This window comes from Streptacidiphilus sp. MAP12-20 (genome assembly GCF_041262525.1).
Lineage (GTDB): Bacteria > Actinomycetota > Actinomycetes > Streptomycetales > Streptomycetaceae > Streptacidiphilus.
In genome coordinates, this window is record NZ_JBGCCK010000006.1 from 179,060 (window position 1) to 200,945 (window position 21,886).

Here is a 21,886-nt window from a genome sequence, read left to right on the forward strand (position 1 = left end):
CACAGCGCCGTGACGACGCTCTGAGCACTTTCGGAAGCAACGCACACTCGGTGCGTTGCTCACTGGCCCCGAGGATTTGATACCGTCGGAGCCGAGGGCAGTGGCCCGTGCCGTGCACGGAGCGCTACGCTCTCACCAGAGCCCCTGCTCCGGCCGACTCCCCCCGACGGCCGGAGCAGGTCAAGAGGCCCTGCCGAACCTCCCCCCCGTTCGGCAGGGCCTCGCTTCATTCTTCTGAAGGCTCACGACGAAGCCCCGGTCCCCGCACACAGCGGGGGCCGGGGCTTCGTCGTGTCCGGGGCGGCCGCTCAGGCGTCGGCCCAGCGGCGGACCGGGTTGCCCAGCCAGCGGGTGCCGGCCGGCACCGTCTCGCCGCGCATCACCAGGGAGGACGGGCCGACCACGGACCCCTCCCCCAGCGTCGAGCCCAGCAGCACGATGGAGTGCGGGCCGACCGTCGCGCCGGGCGCGACGTCAATGGCGTCCATGCGCATCAGCCGGTCGTGGAAGAGGTGAGTCTGCACCACCACACCACGATTGACGGTGGCTCCGTCACCCAGACTGATGAGATCCGTCTCCGGCAGCCAGTGCGAGTCGCACCAGACGCCACGCCCGATCTTCGTGCCGAGACTGCGCAGCCACGCGGTGAAGAACGGCGTGCCCACGAGCGAGCTGCCCAGCCACGGCATCGCCAGCTCCTCGACGAAGGTGTCGAACAGCTCGTTGCGCCAGACGAAGGAACTCCACAGCGGCTGGACGCCCTCCCGGAACCGGCCCATCAGCAACCACTTGGCCGCGGTGGTGAGCAGACACGCCGTCACCCCGAGGGCCAGCAGCAGCACGCCGGCGAAGGCCGCGCAGAGCACCAGCCCGTCCCAGTCGAAGAGCGCTTGGAGTCCGGTCGCGGCCAGATCGCCCAGCAGCACCGCGATCAGCACGGGCACGATCCGGCAGAGCTCGACCGCGGCGCGCGCCAAAACCAGCCGACGCGGCGGGTCGTAGGTGCGGGCGGCGTCGCCGCCCTCCACGACGCGCTGCACGCGCATGCCGGGGCGGCCCAGCCAGGAGCTGCCGGGCTCGGCGGTCGGCGGGGCGTCGCAGAGCACGCCGACGAGCGAGTCGTCCGGCAGCGTCCGGCCGGGCGCGACGATGCCGGAGTTACCGACGAAGGAGCGCTTGCCGACACCCGAGACGCCGAGCCGCAGCCAGCCGCCGCGGGTCTCGAAGGAGCCGACCATGGTGTCGTCCGCGAGGAAGGCGTGGTCGTCCACCCGCATCAGGCCGGGCAAGCCGATCACCGTCGAGGCCTCGACCCTGCGTCCGATCCCGGCGCCGAGCGCGCGCAGCCAGAACGGCGTCAGCAGGCTGGCGTAGAAGGGGAAGAGGGTCACTCGCGAGGAGGCCATCAGATTGTGCACGGCCCAGACGCAGAAGGCGGTCCGCCCGTGCGCCGGGTGCAGGCCGGGCTTGATCCCGAGTGAGAGCAGCCGGACCGCCGCGACCACCACCAGCGCGTAGAGGCCGAGCGTGACGACGGCCAGCGGGATGGAGGCGGTGATGATCCGGTCGAAGACCCCGAGGTAGGAGGGGTCGTTCCCTATCAGCTGGTAGACGAACAGGACGGCGGGCAGGGCGGAGAGGAACGGCAGCAGCTGGAAGCCCGGCAGCGCGAGGGCGAAGGCCAGGGTCCAGCCGCGGGAGCGCCGGTACGCGGGGGCGGGCCAGCGCTCGGCGGGCGGCACGGGCCGCTCGTCCGGGCGGGCCGGGCTACCGTGCACGCGCGCCTGCGCGGGCACCCGGCCGATCACGCAGCTGCCGGGCAGCACCTCGGCGTCGTAGCCGATCTCCGCACCGGGCATGAGCATGGTCCGGGTGCCGATGCGCGCGCCGCGCCCGATCCGGACGGTGCCCAGGTGCAGCACGTCGCCGTCGAGCCACCAGCCGGCGGTGTCGACCTCGGTCTCGACCGCGCAGCCGTCGCCGTAGACGGCCATGCCGGTGACCGGCGGCATGCTGTGCAGCTCGACGTCCGCGCCGACGCGGCAACCGAGCAGGCGCGCGTAACGGCTCGCGAGCGGGGTGCCGAGCACGGAGACGACGTTGAACGCGCCGACCAGCCGCTCGGCGGTCCACAGCCGCAGGTGCGCCACGCCGCCGCGCGGATAGCTGCCGGGCCGCAGACCCGCCGTCAGCAGGCGCGCCCCGACGGCCCCGACGAGGGCCCGCCCGAAGGCGCTGGAGAGCACCAGCCAGCCGCCGGCGATCACCCACCAGGACGTCTGCGGGGCCCAGGGCAGTGGCCCTATCACGTTGTCGACGGCGGCCAGCGCGAGCACCCAGCGCGCGCCGGTGAGGGTGAACAGGACGGCGAGCACCAGCGCCTGGTACAGCCCGACCCGCCGGGGCACCGGCCGTACCTCGCGCGCCGCGGCGGCCTCGTCGGAGCCGTCGTCCAGGTAGGCGGCGAGCTCGTCCAGCCGCGGCTGCTGGTAGAGGTCGGCGACGGAGGCGCCGGGGAAGCGCGCGCGCAGCAGCGAGACGAGCCTGGCAGCGGCGAGGCTGGTCCCGCCGAGCGCGAAGAAGTCACTCTCCGGCCCGACCGGCACCCCGAGCACCGCCTGCCACTGCTCACCGATCCACGCGGCGGCCCCCAGCAGCGGGCCTCCGGCCGGGCTCGCGGCCCCCACGCCCGGCAGCGGCCACGGCAGCGCCTTGCGGTCCACCTTCCCCGACGTCCGCGTCGGCAGCTCCGGCACGACGGCCAACACGGGCACCAGCGCCTGCGGCAGCCGCTCCAGCAGCGCGGAGCGCAACGCGCCCAGGTCGAGCGGGGCTTCGCCGCTCGCACCGACCGCCCCACGCCCGCCCGGAACCCACGGCCCGTCAAGCCCGGCGACTCCCCCGAACTCCGCCGAGGCGGCGCCACTCCCGCCGCCAGGCGGGGCAGAGCCGGCCGCCTGCGCGGTCGGGGTACCGAGCGCCTCCGGAACGAGGTAGCCCACCAGGACCTGGCCGCCTGCCGCCGTCTCCTTCACCGCCGCCGCTGCCGCCCGCACGCCCGGCAGGGCTTGCAGCGCGGCGTCGATCTCGCCGAGTTCGATGCGGCGGCCGCCGAGCTTGACCTGTTCGTCGGCGCGGCCGACGAAGACCAGGCCCTGGGGGTCCGCGCGGACCAGGTCGCCGCTGCGGTAGACGCGTTCCGCGCGGCCGTGCCACGGCTGCGCGCCGAACTTCTCTGCGTCCTTGGCCGGGTCCAGGTAGCGGGCCGTGCCGACGCCGCCGATGACGAGTTCGCCGATCTCGCCCCAGGCGACCGGCCGGTTGTCGGGCCCGACGACGGCGAGCTCCCAGCCGTCCAGCGGGGCGCCGATCCTGACGGGCTGCCCGGCCCGCATCAGCGAGGCGCAGGCGACGACGGTCGCCTCGGTCGGGCCGTAGGTGTTCCAGAACTCGCGGCCCGGCACGGCGAGGCGCTCCACCAGCTCCGCCGGGCAGGCCTCGCCGCCCACGATCAGCAGCCGGACCCGGTCCAACGCCTGCGCGGGCCAGAGCGCGACCAGGGTGGGGACGGTCGAGACGACGGTGATGCCGCGTTGGACCAGCCACGGGCCCAGGTCCGTGCCCGCCTTGACCAGCGCGCGCGGGGCCGGGACCAGGCAGGCGCCGTGACGCCAGGCCAGCCACATCTCCTCGCAGGAGGCGTCGAAGGCCACCGAGAGCCCGGCCAGCACCCGGTCCCCGGGACCGAGCGGGGCCTGCCGCAGGAAGAGCCTGGCCTCCGCGTCGACGAAAGCCGCAGCGCTGCGGTGGGTGACCGCGACGCCCTTGGGGCGGCCGGTCGTGCCGGAGGTGAAGATGATCCAGGCGTCGTCGCCGATCCCGGCCGTGCCCGGGTCTCCCCCGGTCGGGCTCGGTCCTGCGACGACCCGAAGCCCGGCGCCGATGATCGCGCAGACCCCGGCGTCGCTCCAGATCATCTCGGCGCGCTCGTCCGGGTCGTCCACATCGACCGGGACGTACGCCGCGCCCGCGCGCAGCACACCGAGGATGGCGAGGTAGAGATCGGCCGTGCCGCTGGGGACGCGGACGCCGACGCGGTCGCCGGGGCCGATGCCGTAGCCGGCCAGCTCCGCGGCCAGCGCGCCGACGGCGTGCAGCAGCGCGCGGTAGGAGAGGACGGTGCCGTCCGCGTCCAGGGCGGGCGCGTCCGGGTGACGCCAGGCGGTCTCGTCGAGGATGTCGAGCAGCGTCCTGGCCGGAGCCGGGTCCGCGACAGGCCAGACGGCGCCCGTCTGCCAGGCCGGAGCCGTGACGGTGCCGCCTCCGAAGCCGGAGTGGCGGGCAGGCGCGATGAAGTTCTGTTGTTCCACGTGTGCTCTCGCCAGGCGTCGGGTGGTGGTCCTGAGCGGCGCCTGAGAATAACCTGTTGTGGCACCTGTGACTGTAGACGAACCAGCATCTACGGTGGTTGGCGCCCAATAGGTGAGGAACAGGTAAAAACCGCCCAACAGTAAATCAAACGGGCTGTCACTCACATGGGATCGCCAGCGCCACTCTAGTGCCGCCCTCAGGGGCCGGAGTCATGTCGAACTGCCCGCCCAACTCGCCTGCCGCGAGGGTACGGACGATCTGCAGCCCCAGATTGCCCGCAGTCTGCGGGTCGAAGCCCTCCGGCAGCCCGGAGCCGTCGTCGGTCACCGTGATGTAGAGCACTCCCTCCGAGCGCCGCGCGGTGACCTCGACCACTCCGCCCGTGTTCGGGCCGTAGGCGTGTTCCAGGGCGTTCTGCAGGATCTCCGTGAGGATCATGGAGAGAGGGGTCGCCACCTCGGCGGAGAGGATGCCGAAGCTGCCGTCGCGGCGGGCGGTGACTCGGCCGTCCTGGGACAGCTCCATGACCATGGCCAGCACCCGGTCCGCGATGTCGTCGAAGGCGACCCGCTCGTCCAGGGCCATGGAGAGCGTCTCGTGCACGATGGCGATCGAGCCGACCCGGCGGACCGCCTCGTCCAGGGCGCCGCGCGCCGCCTCGGAGTCCATCCGGCGCGACTGGAGGCGCAGCAGCGCGGCGACGGTCTGCAGGTTGTTCTTGACCCGGTGGTGGATCTCACGGATCGTCGCGTCCTTGGTCATCAGCTCGCGCTCGCGGCGGCGCAGCTCGGTGACGTCGCGGAGCAGCACCAGCGAGCCGATGTGCTCGCCCTTGGGCTTGAGCGGGATCGCGCGCAGCTGGACCACGGCCTCCGGGTGCTCGATCTCGGTCTGCCGGGGCGCCCAGCCGCTGGCCAGCTTGATCAGCGCCTCGTCGACCGCGCCGCGGGTCGGCGGGATCAGGTCCGCGGTGGTCTTGCCCAGGTGCAGGCCGACCAGGTCGGAGTTGAGGCCGAGCCGATGGTAGGCGGAGAGCGCGTTGGGGCTCGCGTAGGTGACCACGCCGTCGGCGTCGAGGCGGATCAGGCCGTCGCCGGCGCGCGGCGAGGCGTCCATGTCGACCTGCTCGCCGGGGAAGGGGAAGGTCCCGTTGGCGATCATCTGGGCCAGGTCGGAGGCGCTCTGGAGGTAGGTGAGCTCCAGCCGGCTGGGCGTGCGGACCGTCAGCAGGTTGGTGTTGCGGGCGATCACGCCGAGCACCCGGCCCTCGCGGCGGACCGGGATGGATTCCACCCGAACGGGTACGTCCTCGCGCCACTCGGGGTCACCCTCACGGACGATCCGGCCCTCGTCCAGCGCCATGTCAAGCAGCGGGCGGCGCCCGCGCGGGACGAGGTGGCCGACCATGTCGTCCTGGTAGGAGGTGGGGCCGGTGTTCGGCCGCATCTGGGCGAGCGAGACGTAGCGGGTGCCGTCCCTGGTCGGCACCCAGAGCACGAGGTCCGCGAACGAGAGGTCCGAGAGCAGCTGCCACTCGGAGATCAGCAGGTGGATCCACTCCACGTCAGCGGGTTCCAGCGAGGTGTGGTGGCGCACCAGCTCGTTCAGGGAAGGCATGCAGCGAGCCTAACCGGAGCGGGCGCGCGGACGGCCCGGGAGCCGGGCGGACGCCCGCGGCCCCGCCCGCGCACGGACCTCGGGCGCGGGCCGGGTGCGGCGCGGGGGCGGCGCGAACTTCCTCGTCCATTGGTCTGGACAACCTCGAATGGTCTAGTCCACAATCGAGTCAGCACCAAGGAGCGACACACCCCGCGCTATCTGCCCTGACCGCGCGGCCGCCGCTCTCACCGTCGGTCGATCCCGCCACGCGTCCCGGGCCCGCACACCCGCCACGCAGCGACGGAGTCCTCCACCGACGAGGCCGAAGGCCGCGGTGTCGAACGGGCTGAGGGTCCCGTCCGGCGCTCGCGGCCTTTCGTGCTTCCGCTCAGTTCCAGGACAGACGGTTGGTCATCTCCTTGTCGGCGGCCCCCGCCGCGAGCGACGCGTCGCCGCCGCGCAGGATCGGCGTCAGGTAGAGGGTGATCACCGGATTCGGCGAGGTCTCGACATTGCCCCAGGTGGGCAGCAGCGGCGTGTAGCCGGCCTCGGGCACCGACTTCGCCGCCGCCTGCGCGTAAGCGTTGCCCTTGAGCGCCCCGTAGAGGCTGATCCGGTTCGGCAGGAATCCCGAGGTCTTCGCCATCAGCGCCTCGTTGACGTCGTCCAGGGCGATCTTGAGGAAGCCCAGCGCCAGGCCCTTGTTCTGGGTGTTCACCGAGACCGTGAGGTTCGAGCCGCCCAGGAAGGTCTTGGCCGGCTTGCTCGCCGTCCTGCCCGGGATCGGGAACCAACCGATGTCGTCGGCGGTCACGTTCTTGCCGACCGCGGACGCGGCCTCGTAACCCATGGCGATCATGCAGCCGACGTTGCCTTTGGCGAACACCGCGGCCTGGTTCGCCTCGTTGACGTCGACCGGGGCGTTGCCGAAGGTCTGCAGCTTCTTGAAGAGCTTGGTGGCGCGCAGCGCCTGTGGGCTGTCGAGGTTCCCCGCCCAGACGCCCGGGGAGGTCTCCCGCACCAGCTGGGCGCCCTCGTCCTGGAGGAAGCCGTCGAAGGCGTACCAGTTCTGTCCCGGCAGCCAGATCGCGGAGCTGACGCCGGAGGTCTTCTGCAGCGTGCCGAGGTCGTCCAGCCACTGCTGCTGGGTCGTCGGCGTCGCCCCGAGACCTGCCCGCTGCCAGAGCTTCTTGTTGTACATGACGACCCGGTTGCCGGCGTACCAGGGCGCGGCGTACTGCTTCTGCTGGTAGATCGTGGACCGGTTCATGGAGGCGGTCCACGCGGCCGAGCCGAGCTCGCCGAGGTAGGGCGTCAGATCCATCAGGCCACCGGAGGCGGCGTAGTAAGGGGTCTGCGTGTTGCCGATGTCGATGACGTCGGGCGGGGTGAGCGAGGCGAGGGCGTCGGTCACCTTCTGCTGGATGCCGGTCCAGTCCTGTATCTCGACGTCGAGCGTCGCGCCCGGATACTGCTCCGCGAAGGCGGTCTTGACCGAGCTCACCCACTCGGGGGCGCCGTCGCCCTTCATCAGCCAGACCACCAGGGTCTTGCCGTCCCAACTTGTCGGCGACGGGCTGCCCTTGTTGCTGCCCCCCAGTCCGGCGAGGCTGCAGCCGCTCAGGCTGAACGCGACGGCTGCGGAACAGATCCCCAGAACCGCACGACGATGTCTCATGCTCGCACCACTCCCCAATGGTCTCGACCAATTGCAGGAAGCTTGGACTAGACCATTGGGGCCGTCAATGCACCGACGGACAGGAGTGGCATCTGTTACTCGACTGGGATCTGGGTCGGCCCGCCGAGCCGCGCCGCTCAGTGCTGAGCGGTGGGCTGGCCCGTCAGGACCTCAACCGCGGCCAGGCCGCAGACCCGGGCGGCGCCGTGCGTGGCCACGTGAAGGGCACCACGCGCGGCGGCCTGGGGGACGCCCATCTCGACCACCGCGGCGTCCGGGCGGCCCGCCAGCAGGCCGTCCAGCGCGTGCGAGATCCACTCGTGCCGGTGCAGGTCCCGGACGACCACGACCAGGCGGCGTCCGGCCGACTCGCGGCGCAGCCGCTCGACCAGCGCGGGCAGCAGCTCCGGCGTCGCGTCCTGCGGGCCGACGCTCTCCGCGCGCGTTCCGGGGAAGCGCGCGGCGAGCATGCCCGCCACGCCCCAGGGCGTCTCGTCGCCCACCGCGATGTTCGCGATCGGGCTGAAGGAGACCACGTACGGACGCTCGGTGATCGGCGCGAAGCCGGGGGAGAGGGTGCCCCCGGCCGGAGGCTGGGGGAGGGTGACCCGGAGCGCGCGGCGCGCGGCGCGCAGGCCGATGGCGAGGTCCGGGGCGAGCCGGCCACTGGCCTCCACCTGCTCGGTGGTCCACAGCCCCAGCGCGCGGACCCGGCCCGCGGCCTCGGCCAGTCGCTCCTCGCCGAGATCACCGGAGCGCACCGCCTCGACCAGCGCGTCGCGCAGCCGGAACACGGTCTCCTCGTCGGCCAGGCCGCCGCCGACGCAGATCGCGTCGACGCCCGCGCCGATGGCCAGCACGCTGCCGCGGGCGACCCCGTAGGTGTCCGCGATCGCGCCCATCTCGATGCCGTCGGTCACGATCAGGCCCTGGTAGCCGAGACCGCCGTCAGCCGGCGCGTTGCGCAGCAGTTGGAGCACCGCGTGGCTCAGCGTCGCGGGGCGGTCACCGTCCAGCGCCGGGACCATGATGTGAGCGGTCATCACGGCCTTGGCCCCGGCGGCGATCGCCGCCTTGAACGGGAGCAGGTCCCGCGAGCGGAGCAGGTCCACGTCGATGTCGACCACCGGCAGGCCGAGGTGCGAGTCCACCGCGGTGTCCCCGTGTCCGGGGAAGTGCTTGGCGCAGGCGGCGACGCCTACCGACTGAAGGCCCTCGACCCAGGCAGCGGTGTGCCGCGCACACAGCCCCGGGTCCGCCCCGAAGGAGCGGACGCCGATGACCGGGTTGTCGGGGTTGGAGTTGACGTCGGCCGACGGCGCCCAGTTGTAGTTGACGCCGCACTCGGCCAGCGCGCGGCCGAGCTCGCGGGCCACGTCCCTGGTCAGCCCGGGGTCGTCGACCGCGCCGAGGGCGAGGTTGCCGGGCCAGGACGAGCCGCTGCCGGCCTCCAGCCGGGTGACGTCGCCGCCCTCCTCGTCGATGGCGACCAGGACGTGCGGGTTCTCCCTGCGCAGCTCGGCGGTCAGCGCCGCCAACTGCTCCTGGTCGGTCACGTTGCGGGCGAAGAGGGCCACCGAGCCGAGGCCGTCGCCGAGGTGGCGGCGCAGCCAGTCGGGCGGCGTGGTGCCGACGAAGCCGGGCTGCAGCACCGTGAGCGCGTCGCGGTGGAGCTGGTCCCTCGTCCGAGCGGTCCTGGCTGACGACGGTTCGAGGATGCTCACGTGCACGTCAGCCCTTCACCGCGCCGGCCGTCAGTCCGCCGACGGCCCTGCGCTGCATGATGAAGAAGACCACCAGGATCGGGATGGCGAAGAGCGTGGAGGCCGCCATCGTGGCGCCCCAGTCGTTGCCGAAGTTGGTCTGGAACTTGGTCAGCCAGAGCGGCAGGGTCTGCGCGCTCTCCTTGTTCAGCACCAGCACGAGCGGGAACTCGTTCCAGGCGGTGATGCAGCCGAAGATCGAGGTGGCCATCAGGCCGGGCGCCAGCAGCGGCAGGACGACCTTGACGAAGGCCTGGCGGCGGGTGCAGCCGTCGACCATCGCGGACTCCTCCAGCTCCGCGGGCACGGCGGCGATGAAACCGCGCAGCGTCAGGATGGTGAAGGGCAGGACCATCATCATGTAGAAGAGGGTCAGCGGGACCAGGCTGTTCAGCATGTTGTTGTCCCGCACGAGCATGTAGACCGCGATGACCATGACCTCCCAGGGGGCCATCTGCGCGACCATGACGACCAGGATGAAACCCTTGCGGCCCTTGAACTTCATCCGGGTCAGAGCGAAGGCCGCGAGCAGCGCGATGACCAGCGAGAGGAGTACCGAGAGCGTGGTCACCGTGACGCTGTTGACCACCAGCGTCCAGAAGCCCGGCGCGCTGACCGCCTTGCGGAAGTGCTCCAGCGTCCCGTTGAGCGGAAGGAAGACCGGCGTCTTGGCGATGACGTCGTTGTTCTGCTTGAACGCGGTCGACGCCATCCAGTAGACGGGGAAGATGAAGAACACGAAGAGGACGACCGCGACGGCGTTGGGCCAGGTGCGTCCGAACAGGGAGCGCCTCACAGCTCGTCCTCCTGCTTCAGGATGGTGCGGAGGTAGTAAGCCATCAGGCACAGCAGGATCAGGATGGTGAGCACCGCGATCGCGGCGCCCGACCCGAAGTGCTGGTTGCCCACACCTTCGACGAATGAGTAGACGGGCAGGGTCTCCGTCAGCCGGTCGGGACCGCCCTGGTTGATCGCGATGACCTGGGTGAAGCACTTGAAGACCCAGATGATCTCCAGGAACGCGGTGCTCATGAAGAAGGGCTTCAGCGCCGGGAACACCACGAAGCGGAAGATCTTCAGTGCGCCCGCGCCGTCCATCCGGGCGGCCTCGTAGTGCTCGTTCGGGATGGTGGTCAGCGCCGCGTACATGGTGAAGGCAACGAAGGGGATCGAGGCCCAGACGATGAGCAGGATGATCACCGCGAAGGTGGAGTACTGGGAGCTGAACCAGTTGTAGTTGGCCATCGAGTGCCAGCCCAGCTTGTCCAGGAACCAGTTGACGACGCCGAACTGCGAGTCGAAGAGCCACTGGTAGACGGTGGTGCTGGCCACCACCGGCATCGCCCAGGCGAGGATCAGGGCGACGGAGAGGAAGAGCCGCATGCTCTTGCCGAGGCGGTTGAGCAGCAGGCCGACCAGCGAGCCGCCGACCATGATCAGCACCACGTTGATCAGGGTGAAGATCACCGATCGCTCGGCCGTGTGCCAGAACTCCGCGCTGGTCAGCTGGTCGGTGTAGTTCTTGAAACCGTTCCAGACCGTCACATGCTGGATCAGCTGGAACGGGTTGAGCTTCTGGAACGAGATCAGGACGAGCTTGACCACGGGGTATCCGAGCAGGACCACGGTCGCAAGCGCGGCGGGAAGCAGCAGCAGATAAGGAGTCGCTCTGGACGCGATCCCCGCCGCCTTGCCCGACTGTCCGGAGCGCTTCGACGCGACCACGTCGCCGTCACCGGACCCTCTGTTCGACGAGCGAGTCTGCACTCCCTCGGACTGCACTGTCATGCCTACCACTTCCTCGAACCGTGCCCGGGACGCGCCGTGCGGTGCCGCCTGCCGCCCGGGGAGGGCGGCAGGCGGCACCGCTACGGATTACTGCGCGGCGTTGAGACGCTTGGTGATCTCGGCGTCCGCGGTCTTGGCGGCGGTCGCGTAGTCCTTGCCCTGCAGCACGTCGGTCATGAACTGCTTGATCGGGTTCGGGGTGTTCTCGACCGAGGCCCAGGTGGGCAGGTTCGGCGTGGTGTCACCCTGCTGCGAGGCGGGGATGGCGGCCAGCGAGAACGGGCTGGTGGCCAGCGAGTTCAGCGAGGTCTTGTTCGGGACGATGCCCTCGGAGGCGAACTCGCCCTCGTTCTTGTCGTTCAGCGCGATCTTCAGGAAGCCCTGGGCGAGCTCCTTGTTCTGGCTGTTCTGGGCGATCGCCAGGTTGGAGCCACCGAGGAAGACCGGCATCGGCTTGTCGGCGGTCGCACCCGGGATCGGGAAGTAGCCGATCTGGTCGGCCGGGATCACCTTCGGGTCCGGAGCCTCCCAGCCGAGGCCGAACATCGCGCCGACGTCGCCCTTGCTGAAGACGGTGGTCTGCGCCGGGGTCGCCTCGTCCTTGTCCTTGGGGGCCTTGGAGAAGCTCTGCAGCTTGCTGTAGACCGCCATGGCCGCCTTGGCCTCGGGGGACTCCAGGTTGCCGGCCCACTTGCCGTTGTTCTGGACAGCGATCTTGCCGCCCTGGCCGAGCAGCATGCCGAAGTAGGTGTACCACTCCTGGCCCGGCATGTAGAGCGCCTGGGAGACGCCCTTGGTGCTGTTCAGCTTGGTGAGGTCGGCGTAGAACTCGTCCAGCGTCTTCGGGGCGGCGGCGATGCCGGCCGCGGTCCACAGCTTCTTGTTGTAGATGACGACGCGGTTGGAGAAGTACCACGGCGCGGCGAACTGCTTGCCGTTGTAGACGGCGGAGTTGTTCAGGTTGGCAGCCCAGCCGTCGCCGCCCAGGTCGGACTTGATCGAGGTCAGGTCCATCAGACCACCCGTGGCCGCGTAACCCGCGGTCTGGGTGTTGCCGATCTCCAGCACGTCCGGCGGGGTCTGCTCCGACAGGGCGGTGGTGACCTTCTGGCCGATGCCGTTCCAGTCCTGGACCTGGACGTTCAGCTTGGCGCCGGGGTACTGCTTCTCGAAGTCCGCCTTCACAGCTGCGGTCCACTTCGGGCTGTTGGAGCCGCTCATGAACCACACGGTCAGCGTCTTGCCCGCGTAGCTGGACGCAGAGGAGCTGCCGGAAGAGGCAGGCTTGGAGCTGGAGCTACATGCAGCAACGCTGACCAGCACGGCCACGGTGCCAACAGCGGCGATAAGTCGACGGTTCACGCCATCCTCCTGGGATGCCCGGATTTCCCCCCATCCGTTCCGGTGCGACTCCCTGCGCGGTGCAGGTCGAGGGTGCCGTTTTCCCAGCGATGGGTCGGGGATTGTTGAGTGGTCACGGTGGTTTAGACCAGTGCCTGGAGCTTGGCCTAGACCAAATGCGAGTGTCAACGGGTTGCGGGAAGAAGAACCGGAGCCGTTATCAACCCGACACCGGCCATGCGCCGCGGCGTGACCGAGTGGTACACCTTCTGACCTGGAGCGGTCGCAGACGTCCGAATCGTGGGTCTTGCCAACTCCGGGCCTCAAGGTCTAGACCATGTAGTACGCCTGGCCTGGACCAATCCCGGAGGAGCACCACCCTCCACCGGGGGAACTCGGTCCGGCACTGCGCACTGAGCATGCTTTCGCATACGCGGACGTGCCACCATAAGTGCCGCGCGGCATGGTGCCCGCGGCGTTACTCAGGGGACAGGACACAGGAGCGGTGATGACGACCGATGGGGGCCCCGGGACGGTCCCGGCCGAGGAGACTCAGGCAGGGGCGTCTACCGCGCGCGTCCCGAAGTACTACCGCCTCAAGCGCCACCTGCTGCAGATCACCCAGACCCAGGCGCCCGGCACGCCGGTCCCGCCCGAGCGGACGCTCGCCCTGGAGTTCGAGACCTCGCGGACCACCGTCCGCCAGGCGCTGCAGGAGCTGGTCGTCGAGGGTCGCCTCGAGCGGATCCAGGGCAAGGGAACCTTCGTCGCGAAGCCGAAGGTCTCGCAGGCGCTGCAGCTCACCTCCTACACGGAGGACATGCGGGCCCAGGGTCTGGAGCCGGCCTCCCGACTGCTCGAGGTCGGCTACGTCACGGCCGACGACCGGCTGGCCGAGCTGTTGGACATCCGCGCGGGCGGTCGGGTGCTCAGGGTCGAGCGACTCCGTCTGGCCAGCGGCGACCCGATGGCGATCGAGACGGCGCACCTGAGCGCGAAGCGCTTCCCCGCGCTGCGGCGGAACCTGGTCAAGTACAACTCGCTCTACACCGCGCTGGGCGAGGTCTACGGCGTCCACGTGGCCGAGGCCGAGGAGACCATCGAGACCTCACTGGCCACCCCGCGCGAGGCCGGCGTGCTCGGCACCGACGTCGGCCTGCCGATGCTGCTGCTCTCCCGGCACTCCTTCGACGCGGCGGGCGAGCCGGTCGAGTGGGTCCGCTCGGTCTACCGCGGCGACCGGTACAAGTTCACCGCCCGCCTGCGCCGTCCGGAGCAGTGAGGCCCCGGCAGTGAGCCGGCGGAGCTGAGCGCCGAGAAAGAGGCACAGGTCAGCCGCCCCGCCCTTGACCGACCCATTGGTCTATGCCAATCTCCCGTCAGGTCTGGACCAATTGTGGTTCGAGGGCGGCGGGGGCCGACGACGCACCGCCCGCCCATCGGCCCGCCCGGGGGAAGGCGGCACGGCGATGACCTTGGTGGCCTATGCGGCGGCTACCTCGTGCAGACAGGGCGAGCACCTGCGCTTCACCGTGCTCGCCACGGAGGGCGGTGCCGGCGGCCGGATCACCGGCAACGTCACCGTGGAGGACGCCGTCGACGGCAGGACTGTGCTGCAGGCGCCGGTGAGCTCGGAGTCCTGGCTGCTGGAGGTTCCCCGCCACTGGCGCAGTTCGCTCTACCGGGCGGTGTTCCGGCCGGGGCAGGGCGAGAGGCTGGTGTCCAACCCCGCTTCGGATCAGGACGGGGCACCAGCCGGTCCGGCCCCGGAGCGGGGTTGGACACCAGCCTCCGAGTTCAGCGAGGTCTGGTTCGTGGTCCGTCCGGCCGCGCGCGGGCCCCGCTCCCGGATCCTGCTCTCCGTGCCCTTCGCGACCTGGCAGGCCTACAACCGCAGCGGCGTCCCCGGCGAGGGCCTGTACTGGACCGAGGATCCGGACCGCGCCGCCCGGGTCAGCTTCGACCGCCCCGGCGGCGGCCCGCCCCCCGAACGCTGGGAGGAGGGGCTGATGCGGTGGCTGCGCAGCTACGGGCCTGATGTCGACTACTGCTCCAACCTCGACCTGCATCTCGACCCGCATGCCCTGCTCCGCTACCGGCTGCTCGTGGTGAACGGACACGACGAGTACTGGACCTGGGAGATGCGCGACCAGGTCGAGGGCTTCGTCCGGTCGGGCGGCAATCTGGCGGTCTTCGGGGCGAACACCGCCTGGTGGCAGATGCGGCTGGAGGACGAGGGCCGCACCATGGTCTGCTACCGCGACGCGGCCGCCGATCCGGTCGCAGCGACCGCGCCGCAGCGCACCACCGTGGAGTGGTCGAGTGATCCGGTGAATCGCCCGGAGAATGCGCTGACCGGCCTCAGTTTCCGCACCGGGGCCGGGTGCTGGGGCCCGTCCATGCCGCTGATGCGGCGCGAGGCGTACACCGTCGCCTTCGCGGACCACTGGGTCTTCGAGGGAACCGGCCTGACCGACGGCGACAGCTTCGCCCGGGGCGGACTCGGCTACGAGACGGACGCGGCGGACCTGGAGTTCACCGACGGCGTGCCGACCGCGACCGGCAGGGACGGCACTCCGGCCTCGTTCGCTGTCCTCGCCACGGCGGACCTGCGGCACTGGGACGCCTACGGCCAGGGCGGCTGGGCGGTGCTGGGCGTCTTCCAGTCGGGGGCCGGCACCGTCTTCAACGCCGGAACCGTCAACTGGGGCTCCGTGCTGGGTGATCCCGTGGTCGACCGGATCACCCGCAACGTGCTGGACCGGCTCTCGGGGACACCGCGGGCCGACCGCTGGACGGCGCTCGGCGCGGCGGGCGGGGCCTGCGCCCTGGCGGGCGCCGGCCCCTGGCTCTTCGCCGCGCTCGCCGACGGCACGCTGGGCGTCCGCCCCGCCGACGCCCACAACCGCCGGCTCCGCCCGGCCGGCCCCGCCCCCGAGGTGCTCGCGCTGGCGGCCCCGCGCGAGGCGACGACAGAGGGTCCACTGGCGCTCTACGCGGTCGACCACGACCGCAGGCTGCTGGCGCGGGCCGCGCATCCGGAGGGCCGGGGCTGGCGGACAGTGGGTCAGTGCCCGACCGGCACCACCTCGCTGGCCGTCTGCGACGGGCGCTTCTTCGCTCTGACCGAGGACGGGACGCTCTGGACCGTCCCACAGAGCGCGCCGCACGCCTGGGACGTCTTCGCGCCGCCGACCACCAAGACGCAGCTCCTCGCGCTGACGGCCGTGAACGGCCGTCTTTACGCCATCGACGACCACGACCAGGTCCTGCACCGTCTCCCGAGCGCGCGCAGCAGCTGGCAACCCCTCGGCCCCGCCTCCGGGGCAACCCTGCTGGCCGGCCAGGCCGGCCGCCTCATCGCCCTGGCCCCCGACGGCGTCCTCCGCACCCGCGGCGTCACGCCGGCCGCGCCCACCGCCGCCCACACCCAACCCAACCGCACGCACCACCTCCGCGACGCCTGACCCTCGCCGGGTCGGCCCCGGGGCCCGGACGGCGTGGAGCGTGCGGGCCCCAGGCACAGGCACCCGGGCCCAGCGCTCCGCACCGCCGAACGCCCCTTCGTCCCGCACCGCCTTCGTCCCGCACCGCCTCCGCCCAGCCCAGCCCCCACTGCCTGCTCACCCGGCATCGCCCGCCCCGCACCGAACCGCCTGCTTCCGCCCAGCCGCCACCGAACCGCCTGCCTCCGCCCAGTCCCGAACCGCCCGGTTCAGGCCGGCCGCCGTCGGCGTCGCCGATCCCCGCGTGGCCGTGGCAGCTCCGTCAACCGCCTCGTTCCACCCAGCTCCGACGCATCCGTCCCATCCGCCAAAAATCCCGAGGATGTCGATGACCGAGACCCCCACCGCGCCTTCCGCGCAGTGGTCCGATGCCAAGCGTGCTCTGCTCGCCTCGCGGTTGCGAGGGGCGCGGAAGGCGGCGACTACCGTGCCGCGACGGGAGTCCGGGGCCGCGCCGCCTCTCTCCAGTGGACAGGAGCGGCTGTGGTTCATGGAGCAGTTCGCTCCCGGCGGCTCCGCCGCCTACGCGCTGGCGCCCACCCGGCGGCTGCGCGGGCCGCTGGATCGCGACGCGCTGGACGCCGCGCTCACCGCGCTGGTCGCGCGGCACGAGAGTCTGCGGATGGCCTTCCCGACCACCGAGGACGGCACCGCCGAGGTCGCCGTCGCCGAACCCGGGCCCGTCGTCGCCGCGTACCGCCGCGCGGCAGACGAGGCCGAGGCCGCCGGACTCGTGCGCGCGGCGCTGGCCGAGCCGTTCGAGCTGGCTGAAGGCCCCCTGCTGCGGGCCCTGCTGATCCAGCTGGGGCCCGAGGAGCACGTGCTCACGCTCGTGCTGCACCACATCGTCTGCGACGGCTGGTCGGTCGACCTGATCCAGCGCGAGCTGGACGCGCTCTACGCCGAGCACGCCCACGGAACACCCGCTGAACTCCCGGTGCTGGAAGTACAGTTCGGCGACTACGCCGCCTGGCAGCGGGCGCGCCTCGACGACGGATCGCTCGCCGCCGACCGCGAGTGGTGGCGCGCTGAGCTGGCCGACGTCCCCGCACTGGACCTGCCCGGCGACCGGCAGCGGCCGCCCGTGCTGACCTTCGACGGAGCCGGTCACGGCTTCGCCTGGAGCCGGGAGCTGAGCGAGCGGATCACCGCACTCGCCCTCGAGCGCGGCGCCTCGGTCTACATGGTGCTGCTCGCCGCGTACCAGGTGCTGCTGGCTCGGACCAGCGGCCAGCGGGACTTCGCGGTCGGCTCGCCCGTCGCGGGGCGCAACCATCGCGAACTGGAGGGCGTGGTCGGCGCGTTCGTCAACATGCTGCCGTTCAGGGCCCGCCTCGCGGACGACCCGAGCTTCGCCGAGCTGGTCGACCGGGTGCGGGACAGGACCCTGGAGTCCTATGCCCGCCAGGAGGTCCCCTTCGAGCAGATGGTCGCCGACCCCGCGGTCGAGCGCGACGTCAGCCGCTCGGCCGTGTTCCAGGCCACCTTCGCTTTCCAGAACTACGGCGACCGCGCCGCCCGCACCGCCCGGACGGGACTGCGCGCCGAAGCCTTCGGCTTCGAGGGCAGCAGCACCCACTTCGACCTCGCGCTCTACATGAGCGAGGAGAGCGATCGGCTCGGCGGCCTCTTCACCTACCGGACCGACCTCTTCGAGCAGGCCACGATCGAGCGGCTGGCGACGCGTTTCGAGCTGCTGGTCTCCGCCGCCGTCGCCGATCCCGAGCTGCGGATCTCCCGGCTGCCGCTGCTCACCGGGGCCGAGCGGGACGCCGTCCTCGGCACCTGGGCCACCGGCCCGGCTCTGCCCCCCGAGGGGCCGGCGACGCTCACCGCGCTGCTCGCCGCGAGCGTCGCGGCGAATCCGGACTCGCCTGCCCTGGTCTTCGAGGACGAGACCCTCACCTACGCCCAACTGGACTGCCGCGCCGAGCAGCTGGCCCGGCGGCTGCGCGCGCTCGGCGTCGGCCCTGACGACCGCGTCGCGGTCTGCCTGCCGCAGTCCCCCGCCCTCGCGGTCGGCCTGGTCGCCGCGCTCAAGGCCGGAGCCTGCTATCTGCCGCTCGACCCGGAGCAACCACCCGCCCGGCTGGCCTTCCTCGTCGCGGACGCCCACGTCGGCGTCCTGGTCACGGACAGCGAGACCCGCGCCCGCTTCCCCGACTACGACGGCCCCGAGATCCTGCTGGACGCGCCGGAACCCGTGACCACGGAGGACGACACCCCGCTGCCCGAGGTCTCCGGACCGGAGAACCTCGCCTACGTCATCTACACCTCCGGCTCCACCGGGCAGCCCAAGGGCGTCGCTGTCCAGCACCGGCAGATCGTCAACTACCTCGCCGGCGCGGCCGAGCGACTGCGCATCGAGCCCGGCGCGTCGTTCGCGCTGCTGCAGTCGCTCTCCTTCGACTTCAGCATCACCATGCTCTACCTCGCGCTCACCAGCGGCGGCCGGGTACACCTGCTGCCGCGCCGGATCGCCGGGGCGGAGCTGGCCGAGCAACTGCAGACGCTCGGCGTCGACTACCTGAAGATGACCCCCTCCCACCTGGCCGCGCTCACCGCCGACGCCCCCGTCGAGCGGCTACTGCCGCGCAAGGCGCTGGTCCTGGGCGGCGAGGCCTCGTCCTACGCCTGGGCACGGGAGCTGGCCGCCCTCGGCCGCTGCGCGGTCTTCAACCACTACGGCCCGACCGAGGCCACCGTCGGCATCACCGTCCACGAGGTGCTGCCCACCGCCGACCCGCTGGGCGCCGACGGCAGCACGCCGATCGGCCGCCCGCTCGCCGGGGCCCGCTGCTACGTGCTCGACGCCGAACGACAGCCGGTGCCTCCCGGCACGCCGGGCGAGCTCTATCTCGGCGGCGACCGGCTCGCCCGCGGCTATCTGGGCCGCCCCGAACTGACCGAGGAGCGCTTCGTCCCCGACCCCTACGGCCCGCCCGGCGCCCGCCTCTACCGCACCGGCGACCTGGCCCGCTGGCGTGCCGACGGAACGCTGGACTTCCTCGGCCGCAGCGACCACCAGATCAAGGTGCGCGGCTACCGCGTCGAGCCGGGCGAGATCGAGGCCGCGCTGACGGCGCTGCCCGGGGTGACGCAGGCCGTGGTGCTGGCGCGCGGCGAGGGCGTCAAGCAGAACCTGGTCGCCTACCTGGAGCGTCCGGGCGAGAACGAGCCGCTTCTGCCGGCCGAGCTGCGGACCAGGCTGCTGGAGCTGCTGCCGGACTACATGGTCCCGGCCCGCTACGTCTCGCTGGACCGCTTCCCGCTCCAGGCCCACGGCAAGGTCGACCGCAAGGCACTGCCGGAACCGGAGGAAGGGCCGAGCACCGGCTACCAGCCGCCGGCCACGCCGGAGGAGGAACTGGTCGCCGCCCTCTGGGCGGATCTGCTGGACGTCTCCCGGGTCGGCGCCCTGGACGACTTCTTCGAGCTCGGCGGCCACTCACTGCTCGCCACCCAGGTGGTGGCGAAGCTGCGCCGGGCCTTCCCCGACCTGGCCGTTCCAGTCAGCGTGATGGACCTGTTCCAGCACTCCACCGTGCGCGAGCTCGCCGCGCTGGTCGCCGCCCCGGACGCGGACCGGGGCCCGCGCCGACTGCTGCACCGGCTCACCCCGCAGCGGCAGGTCACCACCAGCCTCGTCTGCGCCCCCTACGGCGGCGGCAGCGCGCTGATCTACAAGCCGCTCGCCGACGCGCTCCCGCAGGACTGGGCGCTGCACTCGCTGGCCGTGCCCGGCCACGAGCTCGGCGAGGCGGCGATGCTCCCGGACGAAGTCGCCGCGGCGTGCGCACAGGAGGTACTCGAGAACGTTGAGGGGCGCATCGTCCTGTACGGGCACTGCGGCCTCGGCGTGATGCTGACGGTCAAGATCGCCCGACTGCTGGAGGCGGCGGGCCGCGAGGTCGAGGCGGTGCACCTGGCCGGGGTCTTCCCCTTCGCGCGGCCGAAGGGACGCGGGGCGGCGCTCGCCGAGAAGGCCACGCTGCTGGCGGAACGGCTGCGCAGCGACCAGATGCTGATCAACCACCTGACGGCGGCCGGCCTGGACGTCGACGAGGTCGACCCCCAGCAGCTGCGGCTGATCGTGGCCAACCGCCGCATCGGCACCCGCCAGGCGGAGCGCTACTTCACCGAGCTCTTCGAAACCGAGGGCGGCCTCGCGCTGAAGGCTCCGGTGATCGCCGTCGTCGGCGAGCGCGACCCGGCCGCGGAGTTCTACCAGGAGCGCTACCGCGAGTGGCTGCAGGTGTCCGACACCGCCGCGGCCGTGGTGCTGGACGAGGCCGGCCACTTCTTCCTCCGGTACCGCGCCGAGGAGCTGGCCGAGATCGTCACCCAGGTGCACCGTTCGATCGAGGATCGCACGGAGGTCAGGCACCGTCGCAGCCCCGACGCGACCTGGTGGCTGGTCGACGTGACCCGCGCGGGCGATGCGCCGCCTCCCGAGCCGAAGGCACAGGCGGTCCGGCCGAGCATGGGCAGGTTCCTCACCGTGGCGGCAGGTCAGCAGGTGTCGATGATCGGCTCGGCGCTGACCGAGTTCGCCCTGCCGGTCTGGGTCTACCTGCACACGGGATCACTGGCCCAGTACGGGCTGCTCGCCGCCTTCGCGCTGGTGCCGGGCATTCTGATGGCCCCGCTGGCCGGGGCCGTGGTGGACCGGGGCGACCGGCGGCGGATCATGCTCTACGGCGATCTGGCGGCCGGGGCCACCCAGGCGACGATGCTGGCCCTCGCACTGAGCGGGTCGCTCCGGGTCTGGCACGTCTACCTGCTGATCGTGGTGCTCTCGTCCGCCCTCACCTTCCAGCGCTTCGCCTGGGGATCGGCTGTGCCGCAGCTGGTGCCCAAGCGGTTCCTCGGGCGGGCCAACGGCGTCGTCCAGATGGCCTTCGGCTTCGCGCAGTTCCTGGTTCCCCTGTTCGCGGTCGGGCTGCTGGCGGCGGTGGGGCTGCGCGGCATCCTCTCGTTCGACGTGGTGAGCTACCTCTTCGCGGTGGGCGTGGTCGCGCTGGTGCGTTTCCCGCAGGCGATGGCCTGGCGACGACGCGAATCGATCACCGCGGAGATCCGGGCCGGCTTCCGGCGCTCGCTGGGCAGCCGTCACTTCCGGGCGATGCTGGTCTTCTTCGCCGCACTGAACATCTTCCTCTCGCCGTTGTTCCTGCTGACCACACCGCTGGTGCTGTCGATCAGCAAGCTCGCGGCGACCGGGTGGGTGGCCATGTGCGGCGGCCTGGGAGCCACGCTCGGCGGGCTGATCCTGCTCGTCTGGGGCGGGCCGCGCGGCCTGCGGCTGCGCGGCATGCTGCTCACCACGCTCGGCCTGGCCGCGGCGGCGGCCTTCACGGGCCTGCGGCCCAGCGTCCCTGTGGTGGCCCTGGGCGCGTTCGGGATGGCCCTCGGTCTGGCACTGCTGAACGGCATCTACGCGACGATCATCCAGACCAAGGTGCCGCAGCGTTTCCACGGCCGGGTGATCGCGGTGAACACGATGATCGCCTGGTCCACGCTGCCGGTCGGCTTCGCGGTGGTCGCGCCCTTCGGACCGAAGCTGCTGCAGCCGCTGATGGATCGTCACGGCACCCTGGCCGGCACGGTCGGACAGCTCATCGGCACCGGGCCCGGTCGCGGCATCGGCCTGCTCTACCTCGTCTTCGGCCTGGCCATCGGCCTGCTGGCGCTGCTCTCGCTGCGCGTTCCTGTGCTGGCCCGCTTCGACCGCGAGGTCCCGGACGCCCCCTCGGACGACCTTGTCGGCCTGGAAACCCTCCAGGCCAGGACGGCAGGCCCTGGGCAGAACTGAGAAGGGCCCGGCCCCTGACCGCGCG

The 21,886-nt window shown here is 71.7% G+C and carries 10 protein-coding genes; 3 read left to right on the top strand and 7 right to left on the bottom strand.

Going from position 1 to position 21,886, the window contains the following annotated elements; genetic code table 11:
- Window positions 1–308 precede the first annotated feature (308 nt).
- The 7 genes from ABIA32_RS10190 to ABIA32_RS10220 all read right to left on the bottom strand — a co-directional run bounded on the left by ABIA32_RS10190 (window position 309) and on the right by ABIA32_RS10220 (window position 12,561).
- Window positions 309–4,247 carry a Pls/PosA family non-ribosomal peptide synthetase gene (locus tag ABIA32_RS10190; protein ID WP_370093805.1) on the bottom strand — a complete coding sequence of 1,313 codons (3,939 nt, stop codon included), beginning with the start codon at window positions 4,245–4,247 and terminating at the stop codon, window positions 309–311.
- Window positions 4,248–4,527: 280 nt separating this feature from the next.
- The gene (locus tag ABIA32_RS10195; protein ID WP_370093672.1) at window positions 4,528–5,988 is read right to left on the bottom strand and encodes a sensor histidine kinase; all 1,461 of its coding nucleotides are present in this window, start codon (window positions 5,986–5,988) and stop codon (window positions 4,528–4,530) included.
- Window positions 5,989–6,358: 370 nt separating this feature from the next.
- On the bottom strand, window positions 6,359–7,648 hold the full coding sequence (locus ABIA32_RS10200; protein ID WP_370093673.1) for an extracellular solute-binding protein: 1,290 nt from the start codon (window positions 7,646–7,648) through the stop codon (window positions 6,359–6,361).
- Window positions 7,649–7,785: 137 nt separating this feature from the next.
- A complete protein-coding gene (locus tag ABIA32_RS10205) occupies window positions 7,786–9,372 on the bottom strand; it encodes a glycoside hydrolase family 3 protein (RefSeq protein WP_370093674.1) in 1,587 nt (528 codons plus the stop codon).
- A gap of 7 nt (window positions 9,373–9,379) precedes the next feature.
- Window positions 9,380–10,207, bottom strand: a complete 828-nt coding sequence (locus ABIA32_RS10210) for a carbohydrate ABC transporter permease (protein WP_370093675.1) — start codon at window positions 10,205–10,207, stop codon at window positions 9,380–9,382.
- Window positions 10,204–11,199 carry a carbohydrate ABC transporter permease gene (locus tag ABIA32_RS10215; protein WP_370093676.1) on the bottom strand — a complete coding sequence of 332 codons (996 nt, stop codon included), beginning with the start codon at window positions 11,197–11,199 and terminating at the stop codon, window positions 10,204–10,206. The genes ABIA32_RS10210 and ABIA32_RS10215 overlap by 4 nt, the downstream gene beginning before the upstream one ends.
- A gap of 87 nt (window positions 11,200–11,286) precedes the next feature.
- Window positions 11,287–12,561, bottom strand: coding sequence for an extracellular solute-binding protein (locus ABIA32_RS10220; RefSeq protein ID WP_370093677.1), 1,275 nt, complete (start codon window positions 12,559–12,561; stop codon window positions 11,287–11,289).
- A 487-nt stretch (window positions 12,562–13,048) separates the two neighbouring features.
- Between ABIA32_RS10220 and ABIA32_RS10225 the strand changes: the two genes are divergently transcribed.
- From ABIA32_RS10225 to ABIA32_RS10235, 3 genes are all read left to right on the top strand, one after another.
- On the top strand, window positions 13,049–13,822 hold the full coding sequence (locus ABIA32_RS10225) for a GntR family transcriptional regulator (RefSeq protein ID WP_370093678.1): 774 nt from the start codon (window positions 13,049–13,051) through the stop codon (window positions 13,820–13,822).
- 187 nt (window positions 13,823–14,009) lie between these two features.
- Window positions 14,010–16,007, top strand: a complete 1,998-nt coding sequence (locus ABIA32_RS10230) for a N,N-dimethylformamidase beta subunit family domain-containing protein (RefSeq protein ID WP_370093679.1) — start codon at window positions 14,010–14,012, stop codon at window positions 16,005–16,007.
- Window positions 16,008–16,374: 367 nt separating this feature from the next.
- A complete protein-coding gene (locus ABIA32_RS10235; RefSeq protein WP_370093680.1) occupies window positions 16,375–21,861 on the top strand; it encodes an amino acid adenylation domain-containing protein in 5,487 nt (1,828 codons plus the stop codon).
- Window positions 21,862–21,886: the final 25 nt, after the last annotated feature.